This window comes from Micromonospora sp. CNZ285 (assembly GCF_004637285.1).
Window position 1 is genome coordinate 5,407,806 of sequence record NZ_SPQD01000001.1, and the last position, 19,861, is coordinate 5,427,666.

Here is a 19,861-nt window from a genome sequence, read left to right on the forward strand (position 1 = left end):
ACGAAACGGTGCCGGCCCCGTCCGAGGACAGGGCCGGCACCGGTGCGTGGTGCGAGGAGGTCAGGCCGCGCGGTAGGCGTTCCACGCGGTGAGCATGCGGCTCGCCTGGCCGGCGGTGAACTGGTACATGCAGGAGTCGTACGTGTAGTCCATGAAGTTGGTGATCGGGTCCTTGCCGGCGGTCGAGCAGGTGTCGCGGCCGGTCGGGCACTGGTACGCCGGGGACGCCTCGGCCGGGGTGTCGGAGACGCTGTCGCCCGAGCCGGAGCAGCCGCCCTGGAAGGTGTGGTAGAGGTTCAGCCAGTGGCCGACCTCGTGGGTGCCGGTGTCACCCTGGTTGTAGTTGGTCGCGGTGCCGCCGGGCAGCGACTCGTTCAGCACGACCACGCCGTCCATCTTGTCCAGCGTCCGCTTCGGGAACGTCGCCCAGCCCAGCAGGCTGTCGCTCAGCTCGCCCAGGTAGATGTTCAGCGTGTTCTTGCCGCCCTCACGCAGCGAGGTCTTCATCGAGCGCTCGGCGGAGGAGCCCTGCACGATCGGGTACCACGACGGGTTCGTCACCCGGTTGATCTTCGTGAGCTGGAACCCGAAGGCGGTGGCGGCGCCGCCGGTCGAGCCCGCGTACGCCTGGTTCAGCACGGTGATCTGCTGGTTGATCATCGAGTCGGTGATGTTGCCGCCGGCCCGGGTGCTGTTCTCCTGGATGACGTGCACGACGACCGGGATCGTCACGGTGGCCAGCGGTGCGACGGCGCCGGTCCGGAAGCCGGCCCGCTCGCGCTGCGCCGCGGCGAGGTCGGCCTCACGGTCACGGACCTGCGCGGCGGTCAGATGGTTCGGGTCGAGCTTGGCGTTGCCACCCTTCGCGACGCGCGCGTTCGAGTGCTCGTCGGCGTGGGCGTCGGCCGGCTCGGCGCACACGCCGGCCGGGGCGGCCGAGAAGGCCGAAGCAGCGGGTACGACGCCGACGGCGGCGGTGCTGAGCAGCAGCGCGAGGGTCGACGTCGCGACACCGGCGGTACGCCGGGTCAGCAGGTTGGGACGGAGTCCCATGGGCCCACCTCTTTCTGACGGCGTGCCAGGGGGTGTGTCACGCCGGTTCGGAAACGTGGGGCAGACGTTACATCCCATCGACGCATTTGAGAACGCCCATACGTTTCCGACGTGCAACTTCGCGCCGGCCGGCCTCGGTCGGGTGCTTGATCCACTCCAGCTCGGGGAGGTGGCGGGGTCAACCGCTCGCCGATGCAGCCACCTCGCCGAAGTGGCGCGGGCACCTGGATGCACGGGGGTGGTGACCTTCGGGTAGAGTGGTGCCGCCTGCGGGTGTAGTTCAATGGCAGAACATCAGCTTCCCAAGCTGACAGTGCGGGTTCGATTCCCGTCACCCGCTCCAGCGTGAAGGCCCTGATCAGGATGACAGTCCCGGTCAGGGCCTTCGATGTTCCAGGGGTCACCAGCCTGCACGGGCCGATGGCCGCGGCTTCTTGCCGGCGCCTATGGTTCTGCGCGTGAGTGAGAATGCGTTCGTCTTCCCGGCCGTGTCCAGGGCGGACGTGTTGCGACTCCTGGGTTCCCTCGGTGAGACCCAGCCGGATCAGTGGGTAGCGCCGGGCTCGGTCTTCCTCTGGCTGGTGGAGGAACACCGTGACCTGTACCTGGACTGGGAGCCCGAGATGGTGGCGGAGTTGGAGCGCGCTGTCGGCGAGCGGCCGGCGTGGGCGGTCCAGGTGAACTACCGGTTGTCGCGGCGGCAGGAGGCAGTGGCAGCGATCCGGACGCTGCTCGGACGCGGTGGTGTCGCGGTGGACGACTTCGTCGGTCACGTCTGGACGGTCCAGGAAGTCGAGACCGATTCCGTCGTCCGTGGTGCCAGATTCGGCGAGCTGCCGGTTCGCACCTGACGTGCGGACGAGGTAGGGCTGCTGACGCCGGTGACTGGGGCGGTGAGCATCGGGAGAAGCGGCTCATGGGCGAGACGCAGGCCGGCGAGGTCGGACGTTGCGAACCAGGCCACGGCGTCGTGCTCGTCCGGCGTCCTGCGAGCCGGTCGCGAGGCCGCTGCCTGTCGGCCGTCGTCGGTACGATCGCGCGATCCCCATTTGTTGATCAACGGAGAGAACCGTGCAGCTGCGCCTGAAGTACGCGCCCGTCCCGGAGAACGCAGCCCGGTTCGCGGGCGACATCGTGGTGTCAGCGGCCCAGGTCAGCGGCGTGCACCTGGACTACACGCCGGACAGCCTGACGTCCGTGGACACCATCCTCGACGGCTTTCGGGCCGAGGGCCTCGCGGCTGAACAGGTGGCGGAGACTCTCTTCGGCTTCGGTTGCTATGTCGGCGAGGTGCTGACCCGCCATGCCGGTGGACGGTGGCGCGCAACGGCGGCAGACGAACTGGCCGTCGTCGGGTGGCCCATGGTGGTGGAGCTCGGCGGGCAGCGCTGGTGCAATCCGATTGCGAAGGCCTTCAAGCGACTGGAGAACGGTCCGGAGGACAGCCTCCGGTACTTCTACGCGGTGTTCGCACCGGGCGGAGCCCGCTAGGGAGGGCTGATCAGCTCGCCGCCTGGGCCGCTCACGTGTCCCGGCCCGCCGCCTGGGCCAAGGCGGATCTCCGGAGTCGGTTGAGGTGACACGTACCATCGTGATGTGCGACCTACCGAGCCGGTGCGCTCCGGTTCGCCCGCCTGGGATATCGCGGTTCCGCAACGACCGGGCCGGTTGGCGGGGGTCACCATGGCGGGTTTCAGCGATCGGGCTGACGCCCCGGTGGAGGTCGAGGTCGTGCCGCACCCCGCCTTCATGGTGATCTTCGACCTCGGCGATCAGCCGCTCGTCGTCGACGACGGTGCTGGCCGGCAACAGCGAGGCTGCGTCACCGCCGGACTCGCGTCACCCCCTGGCGCGCAAGGACGAGGACAGGCCGGAAGCTTCGCGTGCCTTCAGGTGCGGCTGTCGCCTGTGATCGCGCACGCGGTCCTGGGTGCCGCATCGGAGCTGAGTGGGACCGTGACAGCCCTCGGCGACCTCTGGGGGCGCGACGCCGCGCGAATCCAGGAGCGACTGCGCGCCGCCCGGTCCTGGGACGACCGGTTCGCGATGGCCGAGGTGGCGCTGGCCCGGCGTCAGGACGTGGGCCGCGCGGTCGATGCGGAAGTCGCCTACTGCTGGAGGCGGATGGTGGCCGGCGGGGGACAGGTGCGGGTCGAGCGGTTGGCGGCCGAGGTCGGATGGAGCCGCAAACGGCTGTGGGCCCGATTCCGGTCCCAGATCGGACTCACCCCCAAGCGCGCCGCCCAACTCATCCGGTTCGATCGTGCGGCCCATCGCCTCGCCGCGGGTCACAGCGCCGCAGCGGCGGCGGCAGACAGCGGTTACGCCGACCAGTCGCACCTCCACCGAGACGTCATGACCTTCACCGGAGCGACGCCCACGACCGTGGCGAACGCACCGTTCCTCGCCGTCGACGACGTCGCCTGGCCCGCCCGGCCCTGACGCCGGAGGGTGGGGAGTCCGTCCTGACATTCGTTCAATCCACCGGCATGCACTGGCTGTGACAGTGAGTCGACAGCGTCTGCATCCCGGAGGACACCATGAGAGGCAAAGCCCCACTGGGCACCCGTATCCTGAGGGACACCCTGGACTGGGAGGCTCTGACCGACGAGCAGGTGATCGCCGCGCGCGAGAAGGCCAACCGCGTGGCATCGTCTCGTGTCGCACGGATCATCACCGGCCGCCCGGACCGCCGCGCACGCATCGAGGCAACCTCCATCGATCTGCCTGGTCGACGTCTGACGCTGCGGGTACACCGTCCGAAGGACACCGACCGGAAGCTGCCGCTGGTCGTCTCGTTCCATGGCGGAGGTTTCTTCGCGGGGACGGCTGCCCAGAACGACTGGCTCAACAGCCACCTCGCGGCGCGCTGCCCGGCGGTGGTCGTCTCGGTGGAGTACCGCCTCGCCCCGGAGCACCCGCTGCCCCAGCCGATCGACGACGGCTACGACACCGTCGTCCGGCTCGTCGAAGATGCCGCCCAGTGGGGCGTCGATCCCGCAGCCGTCGCGGTCATGGGCGAGAGCGCGGGTGGCACGATCGCCGGACTCATCGCCCTGCGCGCCCGCAAGGACGGCCCACCGCTGCGCGCCCAGGCGCTGCTCTACCCGGGCACGGACTGGACCGAGAGCATGACCGAGTACCCCTCGGTCGCGGAGAACGCCGACAACCCCACGCTGTCCGTGTCCCGGCTGCGCGCGGCCCGCAAGGTGAGCCTGCCGCCCACGCTCGACCCGCGCAGCGTGTCACCCGTCATGTTCGACGACCTCAGCGGACTGCCGCCGACACTGGTGATCACCGCCGCACTGGATCCGCTGGCCGACCACGGAAGCCGCTACGTCGAGCGACTTCGCGAGGACGGCACCGACGCCCACCTGACCTGCTACCCGAGAGCCACCCACACCTTCCTGAGCACTCCCGGTCTGGTGCCGGCCGCCCGGCCGGCGCGCCGCGAGATGGTCGCCTTCCTGCGCAGCCGTCTTCATCCGGTGCCGCGAAGCTGAGACGGTAGGACAGACACGAAGGCCCTGGTCAAAAACCAGGGTCTTCGACGTCACTGCGGCCCGCTCCCCCAGACAGGTTGTCTCCGGTTTGACAGGATTCAAGGCGTGGCCGATCGAGCGTCGAGATACGTGCGTCGTGGGCCGGAGGGTGGGCCGTATGCGTGTCCGTGCTGCAAGTGCCTCACGCTCGACGAGCGTGGCATGCACGGGATCTGCCTGGTGTGTTTCTGGCAGGATGACGGGACAGACGACCTCAGCGCCGACGAGTTGAGTGGGCCGAACGGGCTGACCCTGACCGAGGCGCGGGAGAACTTCGAGCGATTCGGTGCCTGTGCCGAGCTGCGATCGGACTGGCCTGAGCAGTTCGAAGAAATGCGGAGCCGGCTCGCTGATGGGATGCCGGTCGATGCAGCCGTTGCTCTGATGCGCGAGCGCGGCCTGGGCTGGCTGGAGTCGAAGAAACTTCTGTGGCACCTGGTGGTGCCGGATGTTCGCGCGGTGAGGCTGCTGATCGAGGACAGCGCTGCTTGGGCTGATCGCCGTTCGAGAGCTGACCGGCGCGGGCGACAAGGGGCGTGACCGCAGTGAAGGCCCTGGTCAGGACGCGAAGTCCCGCCAGGGCCTTCCGTACGTCACTCAGGCCACGGGCGCCTGGAGCTCCACCGCGAGAGCGGTTTGTCGTACCGCTCGGAGTCGGGAAGGCTGAACCGGCGGATGTCCTCGAGCAGCTCGGCCGACGCGTCGTACTCGCGCAGGACAATGGGCGCGTGTCGGATCACCCACAGTTGCAGCGCGGGGGCCCACGCGTCGATGTCGTGCCAACTCGGCCACGGGAGCGCATCGCCCCGCAGGTCGTACATCCACTCGTCCATGGCCTGGACCAGGTGTCGCCGGGCCGGCTCGTCGGCCAGCGCCTCCGCCCAGTCGGCCAGCCACGGGGTGAGCTCTGTGGTGGCCTCGGCGAGGAACGACAGGGCCGCATGGGCGGGCACCTTCGCGTCGGGCTCGACCAGGACGTGCACCCACCACACGTTCAGGAACTTCCGCAGGGCAGCCTGTTGCCCCCTCGGCCACTCGTGCCAAGGAGAGACGGCGAAGAAGTTCGCCAGACTGTCCAGCCCGTCCATCGCCACTATTCGGCCGTCCACGAGGCGCTCAGTCACCTGGGGCAGGATCCGGCGCAGCAGCAGACCGGGGTAGTGCCAGTCCATGGTCCAGTACGTGCGACGAAACAGGTCATCGTCGAGCGGCACGTCCGGCGTCTTCAGCAGTGCCAGTTCCTCCGCGCTGCCCCAGTGGCACTCGCAGTTGGACTCCTGCTCGTGGGCCGTCATGCCCTGGAACGCGACGGCCACACCCGCCAGTGCCTCGTCCAGGAGGACGCTTGTCTCAGTCCGATTGGGGATCATGGCGAAATCCGCCTTCGAGGACTCCGGAAGGCGTACGCCTGCCGAAGAGAATGATCTTACGCTGGAGGCGACACGGGGCACAGGTAATTCCGGCGGCGATGAGTTGCGGGTCGTGGCCGGGTCTGCCGGTTGACGGAGCAGAAACCGGAGGAGCGGACCCATGGGCAAGCTGATCGTGACCGAGTTCCTGACCCTCGACGGCGTGGCGCAGGCGCCCGGCGAACCGGACGAGGACCGCGAGGGCGGCTTCAGCCACGGCGGCTGGCAGATGCCGCTGCTCGACGACAAGTCCGGCGCGGTGATGTTCCAGCGGGCGAGCAGCATGGACGCGCTGCTGCTGGGCCGCAAGACGTACGACATCTTCGCCGGCTACTGGCCGAAGGCGCCTGCGGACATCCCCTTCACCGGCCTGCTGAACGGCGTGCCGAAGTACGTGGCCAGCCGCACGCTCGCCGAACCGCTCGCCTGGCAGAACTCGTCGCTGGTGAAGGGTGACCTCGCCGAGCGCGTCACCGAGATGAAGGGCCGCCACGCCGAGGTCCACGTGATCGGCAGCCTGGACCTGGTGCAGTCGCTGCTGCGCCTCGGCCTGGTCGACCGGCTCAACCTGTGGGTGTACCCGGTGCTGCTCGGCACCGGCAAGCGCCTGTTCGGCGAGGGGACGGTGCCGAGCGCGCTGCGGCTCACCGAGTCGGTCACCCACGCCCACGGCACGCTGCAACTGACGTACGAGCCGGCCGGCGCGCTCGCCTACGGGGACGCCGCCGCGTAGGGCGCGTGGAGGTCGAGCACGTGCCGCAGGCCGGGCTCCCCGTCCAGATCCACCTCGCAGTCGGTCACCGCGCCGTCGAGCACGAAACCGGCGCGCCGGAGCACCGCCAGCGAGGCCGGGTTCGCCAGCGCCGCCGAGGCGACCAGCCGGCGCAGCCCGTACTCGGTGCGGGCCAGTTCGCAGACGCGCCGTACGCCCTCACTCGCGAGCCCGCGCCCGGCGGCGCGCTCGGCCACCCGGTAGCCCAGCTCGGCGCTGCCGCCTGCGACATCGACCAGGTTGAACCGCCCGAGCACGGCGCCGTGGTCGCCGACCAGCACGTGGAAGTGGCAGGTGCCGCGTTCCTGCTCGTCCAGCAGGGCCGCGTGCCGGGCGGCGTACCCGGTGAAGAAGTCGTCGCCCCGGTCGGGGACGTACCGGGCGAAGTAGGCCCGGTTCTCCCGCTCGAACCGCAGCACGGCGGGTGCGTGGTGGGCGGCGAGGCGTTCCAGCTCCGGCATCGGACCAGGTTAGGCGTCGGCCGGGTAGCAGCGCAGTTCGATTGTGTTGCCGTCCGGGTCGCTGACGTAGATCGAGGTGGCGGTGCCGCGCGCCCCGAAGCGCGGTACCGGGCCGGTCAGCACGGTGAACACCCCGGAGTCGACCACCCGCTGCCAGTCGACCGGCTCCACCACGAGGCAGAAGTGGTCCACGTTGGACCCGGTCGGGTCACCCTTGATCAGGTCGATGATGGTGCCGGCGTCGACGCGTACGGAGGGGAACGGCACCTCACCGGCCCGCCACCTGTCGACCCGCACCGGGGCCAGGCCGAGCGTGCCGCAGTAGAAGTCGAGGGAACGCTCGACGTCGCTCACCGCGAGGACGAGGTGGTCGAAACCGGTCACGGTCACGAGTTGGTTCTGCATGCCGTCAACCCTGGTCCGGCGCGCCGACCGGACCAAGCCCGATCCGGACTACGATCGTTGACCCGCAGGCAACGACGGAGGTGCTCCGGTGCTGGAGCGGTACGAGATCGAGACGTTCCTGACCCTGGCCGGGGAACTGCACTTCGGGCGGACCGCCGAGCGGCTGCGGGTGAGCACCGGCCGGGTCAGCCACGTGGTGCGCAAGCTGGAACGCCGCATCGGCGCGCCGCTGTTCGAGCGGACCAGCCGGGTCGTCCGGCTCACCCCGATCGGCGCCCGCCTGGCCGAGGAGATGCGCCCGCTGGTGGCCGGCATCGAGGCGGCGGTGCAGCGGGCCGTGGACGCCGGGCGCGGGCTCACCGGCGAGCTGCGGGTGGCGTACGTCGGGGAGTCGACAGCTCCGGTGCTGCTGCGCGCGGTGGCCCTCTTCACCGAGCGCCACCCGGACTGCGAGGTGCACGTGCACGAGGCGCCGCTGGCCAGCACCCGGTCGAGCCTGCTGGACGGCACGATCGACGTGCTGATCGCCGCGTACCCCTTCGACGGCATGGCGAACGGCCCGGTGCTGATGCGCGAGCGCCGGGTGCTCGCGGTGGCCGCGGGCCATCCGCTCGCGGCCGAGGAGTCGGTGTCGCTGGAGGTGCTCGGCGACCATCCGGTGGTGCAGTACCCGGCGGTGACCTCGGCCGCGTTCAAGCAGGACCGCACGCCGGACCGCACCCCGGCGGGCCGCCCGGTGCCGAAGGGCCCGGCGGGCGGCAGCTTCTCCGAGATGCTGGCGCTCGTCGCGCTGGGGCGCGGGGTGCTGCCGGTGGGCGAGCAGGCCCGGCAGTTCTACGCCCGCCCGGACGTGGCCTACGTGCCGATCCACGACGCGCCGCCGATCTGTCGCGGTCCGGTGTGGCCGGCCGGGAACACCACGTCCCGGGTACGCGAGTTCGTCCGCGCGGCGGCCGACGCCAACCCGCTGCCGCCGGACTGACCGTCGTACCCGGCTGGCAGCATCGGCGGGATGCGGGACGAGATCCGGGAACTGGTCGACGAGCTGACACCGGGGGACGAACTGGAGGTGCGGCACCGGGAGGCGGCACTGGCCTGGCTGGCCGGCACGGAGGACATCTTCCGCCGGGCCAAGCCGCGTACGCCGTCGCCGCACCTGGTCGCGTACTTCCTGCTCCGCGACCCGGCCGACGGCGCGGTGCTGCTTGTCGACCACCGCCTTGCCGGCATGTGGCTGCCCAGCGGCGGGCACGTCGAGCCCGGCGAGCACCCGGCCGGCACGGTGCGCCGCGAGCTGCGGGAGGAGCTGGGCGTGGCGGCGGTCTTCGCGCCGCCGTTCGGTGAGCGCCCGGCGTTCCTCACCGTCACCGAGACGGTCGGCCCGCCCGAGCACCGGCACACGGACGTGAGCCTCTGGTACGTGCTGTCCGCCCACCGCGGCCAGCGGTTCACGCCCGATCCGGTGGAGTTCGCCGGCATCCGCTGGTGGACGCCGGCCGAGGTGCACGAGGCGCCGGCCGGCACGATCGAGCCGCATCTGGGCCGGATGCTGACCAAACTGGCGGCAGCGACGCCTTGACCCGTCCCCTGCGGCAAGGCCCAGCGTGACCGGTGCCGGTCGCGGTGACCGGCACGAGGAGCGCGAGGGAGGCACGGTGCGGCTGCTGACCATCGGCGCGTTCGCCCGGGCGACCGGCCTGAGCGCCAAGGCGCTGCGCATCTACGACGACTGCGGGCTGCTGCCCCCTGCTGCTGTGGACCCGCACTCGGGCTACCGCTACTACGCGCCGGAGCAGGCGGACCGGGCACGGCTGATCGCCGGGCTGCGCCGGGCCGGGATGCCGCTGGCCGAGATCCGTACCGTTTGCGGCCTGCCGCCCGCTGCCGCCGCCGAGGCGCTCGACGCCTGGTGGCGGCGGGTCAGCGCGGACACCGCGGCGCGCGGCCGGGCCGTCGCGCTCCTCGTCGACAGGCTCAGCGAGAGGGGCACCACCATGTCCGAGACCACCTTCCGGTACGCGACGCGTTGCGAGACGGGCACGGTCCGCGATTCCAACGAGGACACCGCGTACGCGAGCGCGGCGCTGCTCGCGGTCGCCGACGGCGTACGCGGTCCCGCCGGGTCCACCGCCGGCGCGGCGGCGGTGGACGCGCTGCGGCCGTTGGAGCAGGCGGACGCGCCGCAGGCCGACCTGCTCGCCGCGCTTGCCGACGCGGTGACCCGGGCCGACCGGGCGGTTCGCGCGCACGCCACCGACGCCGATCAGCCCGCCACCACGCTCACCGCGCTCGTACGGCGTGGCACCCGGCTCGCGCTGGTGCACGTCGGGGACAGCCGGGCGTACCTGCTGCGCGGCGGCGAGCTGTCCCGGCTCACCCAGGACCACACGTACGTGCAGACGCTCGTCGACCAGGGCCGGCTCACGCCGGCCGAGGCAGGGGCGCATCCGCAGCGGGCGCTGCTGGCCCGGGCGCTCGGCGCGGGCGCGGAGGTGGAGGCGGACCTGGCGCTGCGGACCGCGCTGCCCGGCGACCGCTACCTGCTCTGCTCCGACGGCCTCTCCGCCGTGGTGGACCCGGGCGCGCTGCACGCCGCGCTGGCCGAGGCGGACGACCCGGAGAGCGCCGTCGAGCGCCTGGTCGAGCTGGCGTACGCGGCCGGCGCGCCGGACAACATCGCCTGCGTGGTCGCCGACCTGGCGCCGTGATCCCCCGCGACCCGGGCCGGGTTGTCCGGCCCGGGTCGTACCCTGGCGATCATGCGAATCGGCATCGTGATCCTGCCCGACCAGCGTTGGTCGGAAGCGCGTCGGCGATGGACCCAGGTGGACGAGTGGGGCTTCGACCACGCCTGGACCTACGACCACCTGGGGTGGCGTGACCTGGTCGACGGGCCGTGGTTCGACTCGTGGACGACGCTGACCGCGGCGGCCGGCGTGACGTCCCGGGTGAAGCTCGGGACGCTCGTGGCGTCGCCGAACTTCCGGCACCCGGCGGCGTTCGCCAGGCAGGTGACCGCGCTCGACGACGTGTCGGACGGCCGGCTGCTGCTCGGCCTGGGCGCGGGCGGCATCGGCTTCGACTCGGCGGTGCTCGGCGGCGAGACGCTGCCGCCCCGGCAGCGCGTGGACCGGTTCGCCGAGTTCACCGAGTTGCTCGACCTGATCCTGCGGGAGGACGGCACGACCCTGCGCGGTGAGTGGTTCACCGCTGTGGACGCGCGCAACAACCCGGGGTGCGTCCAGCAGCCCCGGGTGCCGTTCGTGCTGGCCGCGAACGGTCCCCGCTCGATGCGGCTGGTCGCCCGGTTCGGGCAGGGCTGGGTCACCACCGGGCTCGGCGGCGACGTCGAGACCTGGTGGGGCACTGTGGCGGAGCTGTCCGACCGGATGGACCGCACGCTGGAGCAGGCCGGCCGCGACCCGGCGACGCTCGACCGCTACCTGTCGCTCGACTCGGCACCGGTGTTCTCGCTGACCAGCGCCGACTTCCTCGCCGAGCAGGTGGCCCGGGCGGCCCGGCTGGGCTTCACCGACGTGGTGACGCACTGGCCCCGGGCCAGCAGCTGGTACGCGGGCGACGAGGCGGTGCTGGTGGAGGCGGCGGCGCTGCTGCCGGAGCTGCGCCGGGCCGGTTAGGTGCCGACGCTGCCCTCGGTGGAGACCAGCCGGAACCGGAGGCAGACGATCCGGGTGTCGTCGGTGACCGGCGTGCCCTGCCGGGCCCAGTAGGCGCCGTGGCCCTCGCGCCACTCCTCGATCGACCGGTCGCCCTCGCCCTCGGCGCGGGCGAAGTCCCACGGCACGTCGGCGAAGCGCACCACCTCGACGCCTGTCACCTCGATCACGGCGACGAACTCGTCGTTGTCGTCGACGAGCACCTGCCGCTCGCCGACGTGCTCCAGTTCCTCGCCGTCCTCGTCGTACTCCTGCACGAGACCGGCGGTGGCGGTCTTCACGCCGGAGAGCACGAGGGTGTTGAGCCGGGTGCGCAGCTCGCCTGGTGTGCCGAGGGCGAGTGCGCGCAATCCACCGATGCGGGGCCACATGCTGCCGACGCTACGGCACCGTACCGCCGTCGCTCATCCGGTTTCGCGGCGTCTCACGGCAGTTGGTCGCCGGTGAGCAGGGCGCGCAGCCTCAGCCGCGTGGCGACCTCGGGCGGGCAGGTCGCGACGAGCGCGGCGGAGCCGATCAGGTCGGCCCCGGCGTCCCGGACAACCCGGCTGAGCGCGTCGAGCTGCGCGCCGGTGTCGACCCAGTCGTCGACCAGCAGCACCCGGTCGCCGGTGCCGAGCCGCCGGCCGTCCACGCCGACCCGCAGCCGCCGGCCCCGGTAGTCCGGGGGTGTCTGCGCCCAGCGCGTCGGTCCGACCCGGCGCCGCTCTCCGCCGTCCTTGTACGCGGGCAGGAAACCGGCCCCGGCGGCGACCGCGACGAGCGGGCCGAGCAGCAGCCCGGTCACCTCGGGGGCGATCACGACGGTCGGACGATCCTCGGGGAACAGCCCGGCCACCGCTGGCCCGACCTGGGCCAGCACCTCGGGGTCACGCCACCAGCCGGAGATGTCGCTGACCAGGTGGGTGCTGCCCGGGCCGGGGTCGATCCACCCGAACAGCTCGACCAGGCGACGACTCAGCACGTCTTCCATCCTGGCGGATCTGTGGGCCGTTCGGCCGATCGACTGTGGCGTGATCGGCTACACGTACCAGGGTAAATGCGGGCATAGCACCATGATCACGTTGACTTCGGAAGTGCTTCTCTCGTTACGGTGCGGGCCGGTTTGTTCAGTTGACGAAAGGACCGGGCCGGTGGCTGCTAGGCACCTTCGTACCCGCAAGTTCTCCTCGCCCGCCGCCATCGCCGCCACCGCGGCGGTCGGTGTGGCGCTCGCGGTCGGCGGTACCGTCGGCGCCGTGCGGCTCACCTCCGCCGAGCCGCCCGCCGAGCCGGCCGTGGTCGAGACGCTGCCCAGCACGCCCGCCCCCACGTCGGCCGCCCCCTCGCCGAGCGCGTCCGCCTCGCCGAGCGCGAGTCTCAGCCCGTCGCCGAAGGCCACCCCGAGCCCGAAGGCGAGCCGCACCCAGGCGGCCTCCCGCAGCAAGGCCCGGACCGCCTCCCCGTCGCCGACGGCGAAGAAGACGAGCAGCCCGAAGGTCGTGGACAGCGGCTCCTGCGGCGCCTCCTTCTACGCCGAGGGCCAGATGACGGCGAACGGCGAGACGTTCAACCCGGACGCGCTCACCGCCGCGCACAAGACGCTGCCGTTCAACACGAAGGTCCGGGTGACCAACCCGGCCAACGGCAAGTCGGTGGTGGTGCGGATCAACGACCGTGGCCCGTTCATCGAGGGCCGGTGCCTGGACCTGTCCCGCGCCGCGTTCGCGACCATCGCCGCCACCGGCCTCGGCCACGTGAACGTCCGGTACGAGGTGCTCGGCTGACCGGCCACTCGGGCAGAACTTCCACGACCGACGGGCCAGGTTCATTCTCCCGTTCACGTCCATCAGGCATGCTGTCCGATGTACGCACGCAACCCTTCCAGCCGGGCCGAGGCCCGCTGAGTCCCGGATCCCGCGCCGGTCTCGGCGCGGCCCTCGCGCTGCTCGCGATCGTGGTCGCGGTGGAGCTGGCCGACGGCCGCCCGGCGCACTACCTGGCGTTGATGGTCGTCGCGCCGTTCCTCGCGGCAGCCCTGGCGTCCTGGCGGGTGGTGCTCGCGGTGGGCGGCCTCGCCACCGCCATCGGGATCGGCTTCGCCATCGCCGAACGGGGCAGCCCGCTGGTGACAGTCGTCAATGTGACAGCGGTCGGTGTGGCCACCGCGATCGCGGCGGCGACGGCGGCGGTACGCCAGCGCCAGGCGGACCGGATCGCGGAGCTGTCCCGGCTCGCCTCGGTCGCCCAGCAGGCGGTGCTGCGACCGCTCGGCCCGCAGGTCGGCACGCTGGCGGTGGCCGCCCGATACATCTCCTCCACCGCGACGGCCGAGATCGGCGGCGACCTGTACGAGGTGATGGACACCCCGTACGGCGTCCGCATGATCATCGGTGACGTACGGGGCAAGGGGCTGGACGCGGTCCGCCTGGCCAGCATCGTGCTCGGCTCCTACCGGCACGTCGCGTACGAGCGGGCCGACCTGCGCGCGGTGGTGACCGACCTGGATCGCGCGGTGGCCCGCAACGTCGGCGACGAGGACTTCGTCACCGCCGCCCTGGTCGAGGAGCGCGGCGGCACGCTCACCATCGTCAACTGCGGGCACCCGTCGCCGTTGCTGCTGCGCCGCGGTGCGGTGATCCCGCTGGAGCCGCCCGCGCCCGCGCCGCCGCTCGGTTTCATGCCCGTGGTCCGGCCCCGGGTGGAGCGGCTGGAACCGGGCGACCGGCTGCTGCTGTTCACCGACGGGCTGGGTGAGGCGCGCCGGGACGGCGAGTTCTTCCCCACTGCCGACCGGGCCTGGCGGCTGCTCGGCCACGGCACCGTCGCGGACGGGCTGGCCTCGCTGGAGACCGCCCTGGTCGAGTGGGTGCACGGCCGGCTCGACGACGACATCGCGCTGGTCCTGATGGAGTACGTCGGCCCGCGCAGCACCACCGCCGCGCCGGTTCCGAGCTGGGAGGTCGGCGCCGCCGACGGATGAACGGGAAGTGTGTAATCGCTGTCACTTCCGAGATCCGCTTGTCGTTGCCTACCGGCGAGTAATACAGTCTGGAGTTACTGATCGGTAACACCTGTCCGGAAGCGGGGCCAGCGAGCATGACCCACTACAAGAGCAATGTGCGGGACCTTGAGTTCAACCTGTTCGAGGTATTCGGGGCGGACCGGACGCTCGGCCAGGCGCCGTTCACGGACCTGGACGTCGACACGGCCCGCAGCTTCCTCGGCGAGGTCGACCGCCTCGCCCGCGAGGATCTGGCCGCCAGCTACTCGGACAGCGACCGCAATCCGCCGGTCTTCGACCCGGCGACGTTCACCGCGCCGCTGCCGGAGTCGTTCAAGAAGTCGTACAAGGCGTTCATGGACTCCGAGTTCTGGCGCCTGGACCTGCCGGAGTCCCTGGGCGGCACGAACGCCCCGCGCGCCCTCTGGTGGTCGCTCGCCGAGCTGGTGCTCGGCGCCAACGCCCCGATCTGGATGTACGCCTCCGGCCCGTCCTTCGCCCACGTGCTGCACGTCGAGGGCACCGAGGAGCAGAAGAAGTGGGCCCGGCTGTTCATCGACAAGCAGTGGGGCTCGACCATGGTCCTCACCGAGCCGGACGCCGGCTCGGACGTGGGCGCCGGCCGTACCCGCGCGATCCAGCAGCCGGACGGCTCGTGGCACATCGAGGGCGTGAAGCGCTTCATCACCTCCGGTGAGCACGACCTGAGCGACAACATCGTCCACTACGTGCTGGCCCGTCCGGTCGGCGTCGAGGGCGTCGGCGGCCCGGGCACCAAGGGCCTGTCGCTGTTCGTCGTGCCGAAGTACCACTTCGACGCCGAGACCGGCGAGCTGGGCGAGCGCAACGGCGTCTACGCGACGAACGTCGAGCACAAGATGGGCCTGAAGGTCTCGAACACCTGCGAGGTGACCTTCGGCGAGCACGGCGTACCGGCCAAGGGCTGGCTGCTGGGCGAGAAGCACGACGGCATCCGCCAGATGTTCATGATCATCGAGTACGCCCGGATGCTGGTCGGCACCAAGGCGATCGCCACGCTCTCCACCGGCTACCTGAACGCGCTGGAGTACGCCAAGAACCGGGTGCAGGGCGCGGACCTGACCCAGATGGCCGACAAGACCGCCCCGCGGGTGACCATCACCAACCACCCGGACGTGCGCCGCTCGCTGCTGCTGCAGAAGTCGTACGCCGAGGGCCTGCGCGCGCTGGTCTGCTACACCGCGACCTGGCAGGACAAGGTCACGATCGCCGAGGCGGCCGGTGACGAGAAGGCCACCAAGCTGGCGAAGCGGGTCAACGACCTGCTCCTGCCGCTGGTCAAGGGCGTCGGCTCGGAGCGGGCGTACGAGCTGCTCGGTCACGAGGCGCTCCAGACCTACGGCGGTTCCGGCTTCCTCCAGGACTACCCGCTGGAGCAGTACGTCCGGGACGCCAAGATCGACACCCTGTACGAGGGCACCACCGCGATCCAGAGCCTCGACCTGATCTTCCGGAAGATCGTCCGGGACAACGGCAAGGCCCTGATGGCTGTTGCCGCCGAGATCCAGGAGCACATCGCCTCCGAGGCCGGCAACGGCCAGCTCAAGGAGGAGCGTCAGGCGCTCGGCAAGGCGCTCGCCGAGATCCAGAACATCCTCGGCGTGATGACCGGCTGGCTGGGCGAGGCCCAGGGCGGCGACACCCGCGCGCTCTACAAGGTCGGCCTGAGCAGCCGCCGGTTCCTGCTGGCGATCGGCGACCTGGTGGTCGGCTGGCTGCTGCAGAAGCAGGCGGACGTGGCGCTGAAGGCGCTGGCCGGCGAGGTCTCGGCGGCCGACAAGTCCTTCTACACCGGCAAGGTCGCCGCGGCCCGGTTCTTCGCCCGCGAGGTGCTGCCCCGCATCGGCGCCGACCGCCGGATCATCGAGGGCACCGACCTGGAGATCATGGACCTCCCGGAGGAGGTTTTCTGAGCCCTTCCGGGGGCTTTCACCCCTGAAACGTCACTCTCCCCCTCATGACGACGGCCGGCGGGCACCAGCCCGCCGGCCGTCGCCGTGCGTGTGCCCGGGGTGGATAGGCGGCCCGGTGGCGGGTAACCGTCGCGGACCACGACCGGAGTACGCCCAAGGCCATCGCACGGGGGAGTGCAGCGCACATGGGCATTGGTAGCGCCATCTTTCTCATCGCGCTCGGCGCGATCATGACCTTCGCCATCCGGGCCAACGTCTGGTGGATCGACCTGCGCGCGGTCGGCTGGGTGTTCATCCTGGCCGGGCTGGGCGTCCTGCTGACCACGCTGTGGTTCTGGCAGGACCGCCGCAAGCGGGCCCGCACGCTCATCGTGGAGGAGAACCGGCTCTCGCATCCGACCGCGATGATGCCGCCGCCGCCCGACCCGCCGCCGCCGACGGCCCCGCCGTCCTGACGCCGTGTCTCAGCGGCCGATCCGGTCCAGCTCGGCGAGGTCGTCGCCGGAGAGGGTCAGCCCGGCGCCGGCGACGTTCTCGCGCAGGTGCGCGACGGACTTGGTGCCGGGGATCAGCAGGATGTTCGGCGAACGCCGCAGCAGCCAGGCCAGGGCGACGCCCATCGGTGTCGCCCCCAGGCGTTCGGCCACCGCCGACAACGCCGCGGACTGCAATGGGGTGAACCCGCCGAGCGGGAAGAACGGCACGTAGGCGACGCCCTGCCGGGCCAGCTCGTCGATCAGGTCGTCGTCCTGGCGGTGGGCCAGGTTGTACAGGTTCTGCACGCAGACGATCGGCGCGATCGACCGCGCCTCGGCCACCTGTTCCGGCGTCACGTTGCTCAGGCCCAGGTGGCGGATCAGGCCCTCCTGCTGGAGCGTGGCGAGCGTGTCCAGCGCCTCGGCGAGCGATCCGGGCTGCGGCCCCGTGGCGTCGCCCAGCCGCAGGTTCACCAGGCCGAGCGAGTCCACGCCGAGCGTCTCCAGGTTCTCCCGGACCTGCCGGCGCAGGCTCTCCGGATCCCGTGCGGTGGGCCAGCCGCCCTGCTCGTCCCGGTCCGCGCCGACCTTGGTGACGACGTGCAGCGAATCCGGGTACGGGTGCAGCGCCTCCCGGATCAGCCGGTTGGTGACGAACGGCCCGTACGCCGCGCTGGTGTCGATGTGGGTGATGCCGAGCGCGACCGCCTCGCGCAGCACCGCCAGGGCGCCGTCGTGGTCGGCGGGCGGTCCCATGACCCAGGGGCCGGCGAGCTGCATCGCGCCGTAGCCGAACCGGGTGACGGTCAGGTCGCCCAGCGTCCAGTTGCCGCCGGGAAGGGTGGTGCGGGCCATGCGTGTACCTCTTGGCTCTCGTCGTCCGTGACGGGCGCCGCCGGATCACAGCGCCCGGCCTCCACTATCGGCGTGTAACTTTCCGGGGGGAAGTAGGCACCTCAAAGTGCGTAGCTCACCGGCGTGGCAGGAGCAGAGCATGAGCAAGGCCGAGTACGACGCGTTCCTGGCCCAGTGCCCCAGCCGGCAACTGCTCGACCGGATCACCGACAAGTGGGTCACGCTGGTGCTGGCCGCGTTGCGCAGCGACGGCTCGCACCGGTTCGGAGCGGACTGCGCCGGCGAGCCGCGACCGAGGCGATACTCCGAGCTGTTCCGCACGCTGCCCGGGGTCAGCCAGAAGATGCTCACCCAGACGCTGCGCGCCCTGGAGCGCGACGGAATGATCACCCGCACGGTGGAGCCGACGGTGCCGGTGACTGTCACCTACGAGCTGACCGACCTCGGGTTCTCCCTGCACGAGATGATCCGGGGCCTGAAGACCTGGGCCGAGACGCACATGGAGGACGTGCTCGCCAACCGGGCGACCTACGACAGCCGGGTCTGAGCGGTCCGCTCAGGCGCGGGCGGTGTGGCGGCCGGTGATCGGCGCGTTCCCCGGTGCGAGGTCGGCCCAGCGGGTCGTCGGCCGGTGCACCACCAGGTCGGTGGTCCGTAGCCCGTCCGGGTCGGCCCGCTGCGGATCGAGCAGCGCCGACAGCAGAGAGATCCCCGGGTTGTGCGCGACGAGCAGCACCGTCCCGGCGGTCGGCTCGACCGTCCACAGCAGCTCCAGCAGCTGATCCGGAAGCGCGTCGTACGCGGTCACCTCGTATCGCACCGCGGGAGCCGAGCCCGCCGGACCGCCCTCCGGCGGGGAACCGCTCATACCCATCGCCACGTCGTGCCAGGTCTGCCGGGTGCGCCGGGCGGGCGAGCAGAGGACCACGTCGGGGAGCAGCGCGTGCCGGGCCAGCCAGGCGCCCGCGGTGGCGGCGTCGGCGTGCCCCCGCGCGGTGAGCGACCGGTCCGTGTCCGGGAGGTCACCGGACTGCTCGGCCTTGGCGTGCCGCAGCAGCACCAGCGTCCGCTGCCCGTTCCTGCCGTCCGTCATACCGCCCAGCTTGCCTGATTGACGATCAAAGCGCCTGGGTATGTCGATGTGTGCCGCTACCTCATCCATGGCCGCGGCGGGCAGGAAACGCCAGCAGGACGCCAAGGAGGCGACGTCATGGGCATCGGTGCCAGCATCTTCCTCATCGCGCTCGGCGCGATCTTCGCGTTCGCCATCGACGCCAATCTGGGATGGCTGAACCTCAACGTGGTGGGCTGGGTGCTCATGCTCGCCGGCGTCGCCGGCCTGCTCACCACGCTCTACTTCTGGAACAGCCGCCGCCGTGTGGTGGCCGCTCCGGTACGCGAGCAGGTCGTCGCCGAGCCGGTGGTGCCGGTGCGCGACGACCGCGTCGTGCGCGAGGAGTACCGCGAGGTGCGCCGTCCGGGCTCGGGCTACCCGGCCTGACCCCGAGAACCCGAGGGCCCCGCAACGGTGCGGGGCCCTCGCGCATGTCCGGGGTCCGCTCGGGTCAGGCGAACAACGCGAAGTAGATCGCGATGTGGTGGCAGATCGCGGCGACGAGCGTGCAGGCGTGGAAGAACTCGTGGTGGCCGAAGACGGTGGGCCACGGGTTCGGCCGGCGCAGCGCGTAGAACACCGCGCCCACGCTGTAGATCGCGCCGCCCACGCTCAGCAGCACCAGCGCGGTGACGCCACCGGCGTGCAGGATCTGCGGCAGCATGGCCACCGCTACCCAGCCGAGCGCCAGGTAGAGCGGGGCGGAGACCCAACGCGGCGCGTGCGGCCAGATCAGCTTCACCGCCACGCCCGCGATCGCGCCGCCCCAGACCAGGCTCAGCATGATCGTGGCCTGCCGGGTGTCCAGCAGCAGCGCGCAAAACGGTGTGTAGGTGCCGGCGATGAACACGAAGATCATCGAGTGGTCCATCCGGCGCATGATCTGGTAGCCGCGTTCGGACCAGACCCGCCGGTGGTAGAGCGCGCTGGTGCCGAACAGCCCGCACACGGTGAAGCTGTAGATCAGGCAGCTCACCAGCGGCGCCCAGCCGGGACGACCGGCGGCGATCGAACACAGCACGATGCCGCAGACGAGAGCGGCGAAGAACGCGTAAGCGTGCAGCCAGCCGCGCATGCGCGGCTTCCCGATGTCGGCCGGCCGGAGCCGGAACGGTGCGGAGGTCGTCACCTCAATAGGTTACGACGGCGTAGGTTACTTGCA

The 19,861-nt window shown here is 71.3% G+C and carries 25 protein-coding genes and 1 tRNA gene; 17 read left to right on the top strand and 9 right to left on the bottom strand.

Going from position 1 to position 19,861, the window contains the following annotated elements; all coding sequences use genetic code 11:
* Window positions 1-60: 60 nt before the first annotated feature.
* A complete protein-coding gene (locus CLT75_RS24665) occupies window positions 61-1,053 on the bottom strand; it encodes a zinc metalloprotease (RefSeq protein WP_135242669.1) in 993 nt (330 codons plus the stop codon).
* 269 nt (window positions 1,054-1,322) lie between these two features.
* Here CLT75_RS24665 and CLT75_RS24670 point away from each other — a divergent pair.
* The 6 genes from CLT75_RS24670 to CLT75_RS24700 all read left to right on the top strand — a co-directional run bounded on the left by CLT75_RS24670 (window position 1,323) and on the right by CLT75_RS24700 (window position 5,135).
* A tRNA-Gly gene (locus tag CLT75_RS24670) sits at window positions 1,323-1,396 on the top strand.
* Window positions 1,397-1,511: 115 nt separating this feature from the next.
* Window positions 1,512-1,904, top strand: coding sequence for a hypothetical protein (locus CLT75_RS24675; RefSeq protein ID WP_135242670.1), 393 nt, complete (start codon window positions 1,512-1,514; stop codon window positions 1,902-1,904).
* Window positions 1,905-2,124: 220 nt separating this feature from the next.
* The gene (locus tag CLT75_RS24685) at window positions 2,125-2,544 is read left to right on the top strand and encodes a hypothetical protein (RefSeq protein WP_135242671.1); all 420 of its coding nucleotides are present in this window, start codon (window positions 2,125-2,127) and stop codon (window positions 2,542-2,544) included.
* 105 nt (window positions 2,545-2,649) lie between these two features.
* Entirely contained in the window at window positions 2,650-3,495 is an 846-nt protein-coding gene (locus tag CLT75_RS24690; RefSeq protein WP_135242672.1) for a helix-turn-helix domain-containing protein, read from the top strand.
* 98 nt (window positions 3,496-3,593) lie between these two features.
* The gene (locus CLT75_RS24695) at window positions 3,594-4,556 is read left to right on the top strand and encodes an alpha/beta hydrolase (RefSeq protein ID WP_167796956.1); all 963 of its coding nucleotides are present in this window, start codon (window positions 3,594-3,596) and stop codon (window positions 4,554-4,556) included.
* A gap of 129 nt (window positions 4,557-4,685) precedes the next feature.
* Window positions 4,686-5,135 (top strand): CPCC family cysteine-rich protein, encoded by a 450-nt coding sequence (locus CLT75_RS24700; RefSeq protein WP_486485367.1) that lies wholly within the window; start codon window positions 4,686-4,688, stop codon window positions 5,133-5,135.
* Between the two features lie 53 nt (window positions 5,136-5,188).
* On the opposite strand, the gene CLT75_RS24705 is transcribed toward CLT75_RS24700, so the two are convergent.
* Window positions 5,189-5,965 (bottom strand): hypothetical protein, encoded by a 777-nt coding sequence (locus tag CLT75_RS24705; protein WP_135242674.1) that lies wholly within the window; start codon window positions 5,963-5,965, stop codon window positions 5,189-5,191.
* Window positions 5,966-6,125: 160 nt separating this feature from the next.
* Between CLT75_RS24705 and CLT75_RS24710 the strand changes: the two genes are divergently transcribed.
* Window positions 6,126-6,737 carry a dihydrofolate reductase family protein gene (locus CLT75_RS24710; RefSeq protein WP_135242675.1) on the top strand — a complete coding sequence of 204 codons (612 nt, stop codon included), beginning with the start codon at window positions 6,126-6,128 and terminating at the stop codon, window positions 6,735-6,737.
* Here the strand turns inward: CLT75_RS24710 and CLT75_RS24715 are convergent.
* Window positions 6,716-7,237 (bottom strand): GNAT family N-acetyltransferase, encoded by a 522-nt coding sequence (locus CLT75_RS24715; RefSeq protein ID WP_135242676.1) that lies wholly within the window; start codon window positions 7,235-7,237, stop codon window positions 6,716-6,718. The two genes, CLT75_RS24710 and CLT75_RS24715, sit on opposite strands and share 22 nt — an antisense overlap.
* Before the next feature lie 9 nt (window positions 7,238-7,246).
* Window positions 7,247-7,642, bottom strand: coding sequence for a VOC family protein (locus tag CLT75_RS24720; RefSeq protein ID WP_135242677.1), 396 nt, complete (start codon window positions 7,640-7,642; stop codon window positions 7,247-7,249).
* Between the two features lie 88 nt (window positions 7,643-7,730).
* On the opposite strand from CLT75_RS24720, the gene CLT75_RS24725 reads away from it, so the two are divergent.
* The 4 genes from CLT75_RS24725 (at window position 7,731) to CLT75_RS24740 (ending at window position 11,280) form a co-directional block, all read left to right on the top strand.
* Window positions 7,731-8,624, top strand: coding sequence for a LysR substrate-binding domain-containing protein (locus tag CLT75_RS24725; RefSeq protein ID WP_135242678.1), 894 nt, complete (start codon window positions 7,731-7,733; stop codon window positions 8,622-8,624).
* Between the two features lie 30 nt (window positions 8,625-8,654).
* Window positions 8,655-9,221, top strand: a complete 567-nt coding sequence (locus CLT75_RS24730; RefSeq protein ID WP_135242679.1) for an NUDIX domain-containing protein — start codon at window positions 8,655-8,657, stop codon at window positions 9,219-9,221.
* 76 nt (window positions 9,222-9,297) lie between these two features.
* A complete protein-coding gene (locus CLT75_RS24735) occupies window positions 9,298-10,350 on the top strand; it encodes a MerR family transcriptional regulator (RefSeq protein WP_135242680.1) in 1,053 nt (350 codons plus the stop codon).
* A 51-nt stretch (window positions 10,351-10,401) separates the two neighbouring features.
* Window positions 10,402-11,280 (top strand): LLM class flavin-dependent oxidoreductase, encoded by an 879-nt coding sequence (locus tag CLT75_RS24740; protein WP_167796957.1) that lies wholly within the window; start codon window positions 10,402-10,404, stop codon window positions 11,278-11,280.
* On the opposite strand, the gene CLT75_RS24745 is transcribed toward CLT75_RS24740, so the two are convergent.
* Window positions 11,277-11,690 (bottom strand): ASCH domain-containing protein, encoded by a 414-nt coding sequence (locus CLT75_RS24745; protein ID WP_135242682.1) that lies wholly within the window; start codon window positions 11,688-11,690, stop codon window positions 11,277-11,279. The two genes, CLT75_RS24740 and CLT75_RS24745, sit on opposite strands and share 4 nt — an antisense overlap.
* A gap of 53 nt (window positions 11,691-11,743) precedes the next feature.
* Complete coding sequence (locus CLT75_RS24750) at window positions 11,744-12,292, bottom strand: type I phosphoribosyltransferase (protein WP_209310381.1); 549 nt, start codon at window positions 12,290-12,292, stop codon at window positions 11,744-11,746.
* A 160-nt stretch (window positions 12,293-12,452) separates the two neighbouring features.
* On the opposite strand from CLT75_RS24750, the gene CLT75_RS24755 reads away from it, so the two are divergent.
* The 4 genes from CLT75_RS24755 (at window position 12,453) to CLT75_RS24770 (ending at window position 16,709) form a co-directional block, all read left to right on the top strand.
* Window positions 12,453-13,085: a septal ring lytic transglycosylase RlpA family protein gene (locus tag CLT75_RS24755; protein WP_135242684.1), complete on the top strand. Its 633-nt coding sequence runs from the start codon at window positions 12,453-12,455 to the stop codon at window positions 13,083-13,085.
* A gap of 68 nt (window positions 13,086-13,153) precedes the next feature.
* Window positions 13,154-14,281, top strand: coding sequence for a PP2C family protein-serine/threonine phosphatase (locus tag CLT75_RS24760; RefSeq protein WP_135242685.1), 1,128 nt, complete (start codon window positions 13,154-13,156; stop codon window positions 14,279-14,281).
* Between the two features lie 116 nt (window positions 14,282-14,397).
* Entirely contained in the window at window positions 14,398-16,254 is a 1,857-nt protein-coding gene (locus tag CLT75_RS24765; protein ID WP_120572400.1) for an acyl-CoA dehydrogenase, read from the top strand.
* 185 nt (window positions 16,255-16,439) lie between these two features.
* Window positions 16,440-16,709 carry a DUF6458 family protein gene (locus CLT75_RS24770; RefSeq protein ID WP_013283345.1) on the top strand — a complete coding sequence of 90 codons (270 nt, stop codon included), beginning with the start codon at window positions 16,440-16,442 and terminating at the stop codon, window positions 16,707-16,709.
* A gap of 9 nt (window positions 16,710-16,718) precedes the next feature.
* On the opposite strand, the gene CLT75_RS24775 is transcribed toward CLT75_RS24770, so the two are convergent.
* Complete coding sequence (locus tag CLT75_RS24775; protein WP_135242686.1) at window positions 16,719-17,585, bottom strand: aldo/keto reductase family oxidoreductase; 867 nt, start codon at window positions 17,583-17,585, stop codon at window positions 16,719-16,721.
* 139 nt (window positions 17,586-17,724) lie between these two features.
* On the opposite strand from CLT75_RS24775, the gene CLT75_RS24780 reads away from it, so the two are divergent.
* Window positions 17,725-18,132, top strand: coding sequence for a winged helix-turn-helix transcriptional regulator (locus CLT75_RS24780; RefSeq protein WP_135242687.1), 408 nt, complete (start codon window positions 17,725-17,727; stop codon window positions 18,130-18,132).
* Between the two features lie 9 nt (window positions 18,133-18,141).
* On the opposite strand, the gene CLT75_RS24785 is transcribed toward CLT75_RS24780, so the two are convergent.
* A complete protein-coding gene (locus tag CLT75_RS24785) occupies window positions 18,142-18,678 on the bottom strand; it encodes a SixA phosphatase family protein (protein WP_135242688.1) in 537 nt (178 codons plus the stop codon).
* Window positions 18,679-18,795: 117 nt separating this feature from the next.
* Here CLT75_RS24785 and CLT75_RS24790 point away from each other — a divergent pair, with 117 nt between their 5' ends.
* Window positions 18,796-19,086 carry a DUF6458 family protein gene (locus CLT75_RS24790; protein WP_120572396.1) on the top strand — a complete coding sequence of 97 codons (291 nt, stop codon included), beginning with the start codon at window positions 18,796-18,798 and terminating at the stop codon, window positions 19,084-19,086.
* A 64-nt stretch (window positions 19,087-19,150) separates the two neighbouring features.
* Here CLT75_RS24790 and trhA read toward each other — a convergent pair whose 3' ends face one another.
* Entirely contained in the window at window positions 19,151-19,828 is a 678-nt protein-coding gene (gene trhA / locus CLT75_RS24795; RefSeq protein WP_091413751.1) for a PAQR family membrane homeostasis protein TrhA, read from the bottom strand.
* Window positions 19,829-19,861: the final 33 nt, after the last annotated feature.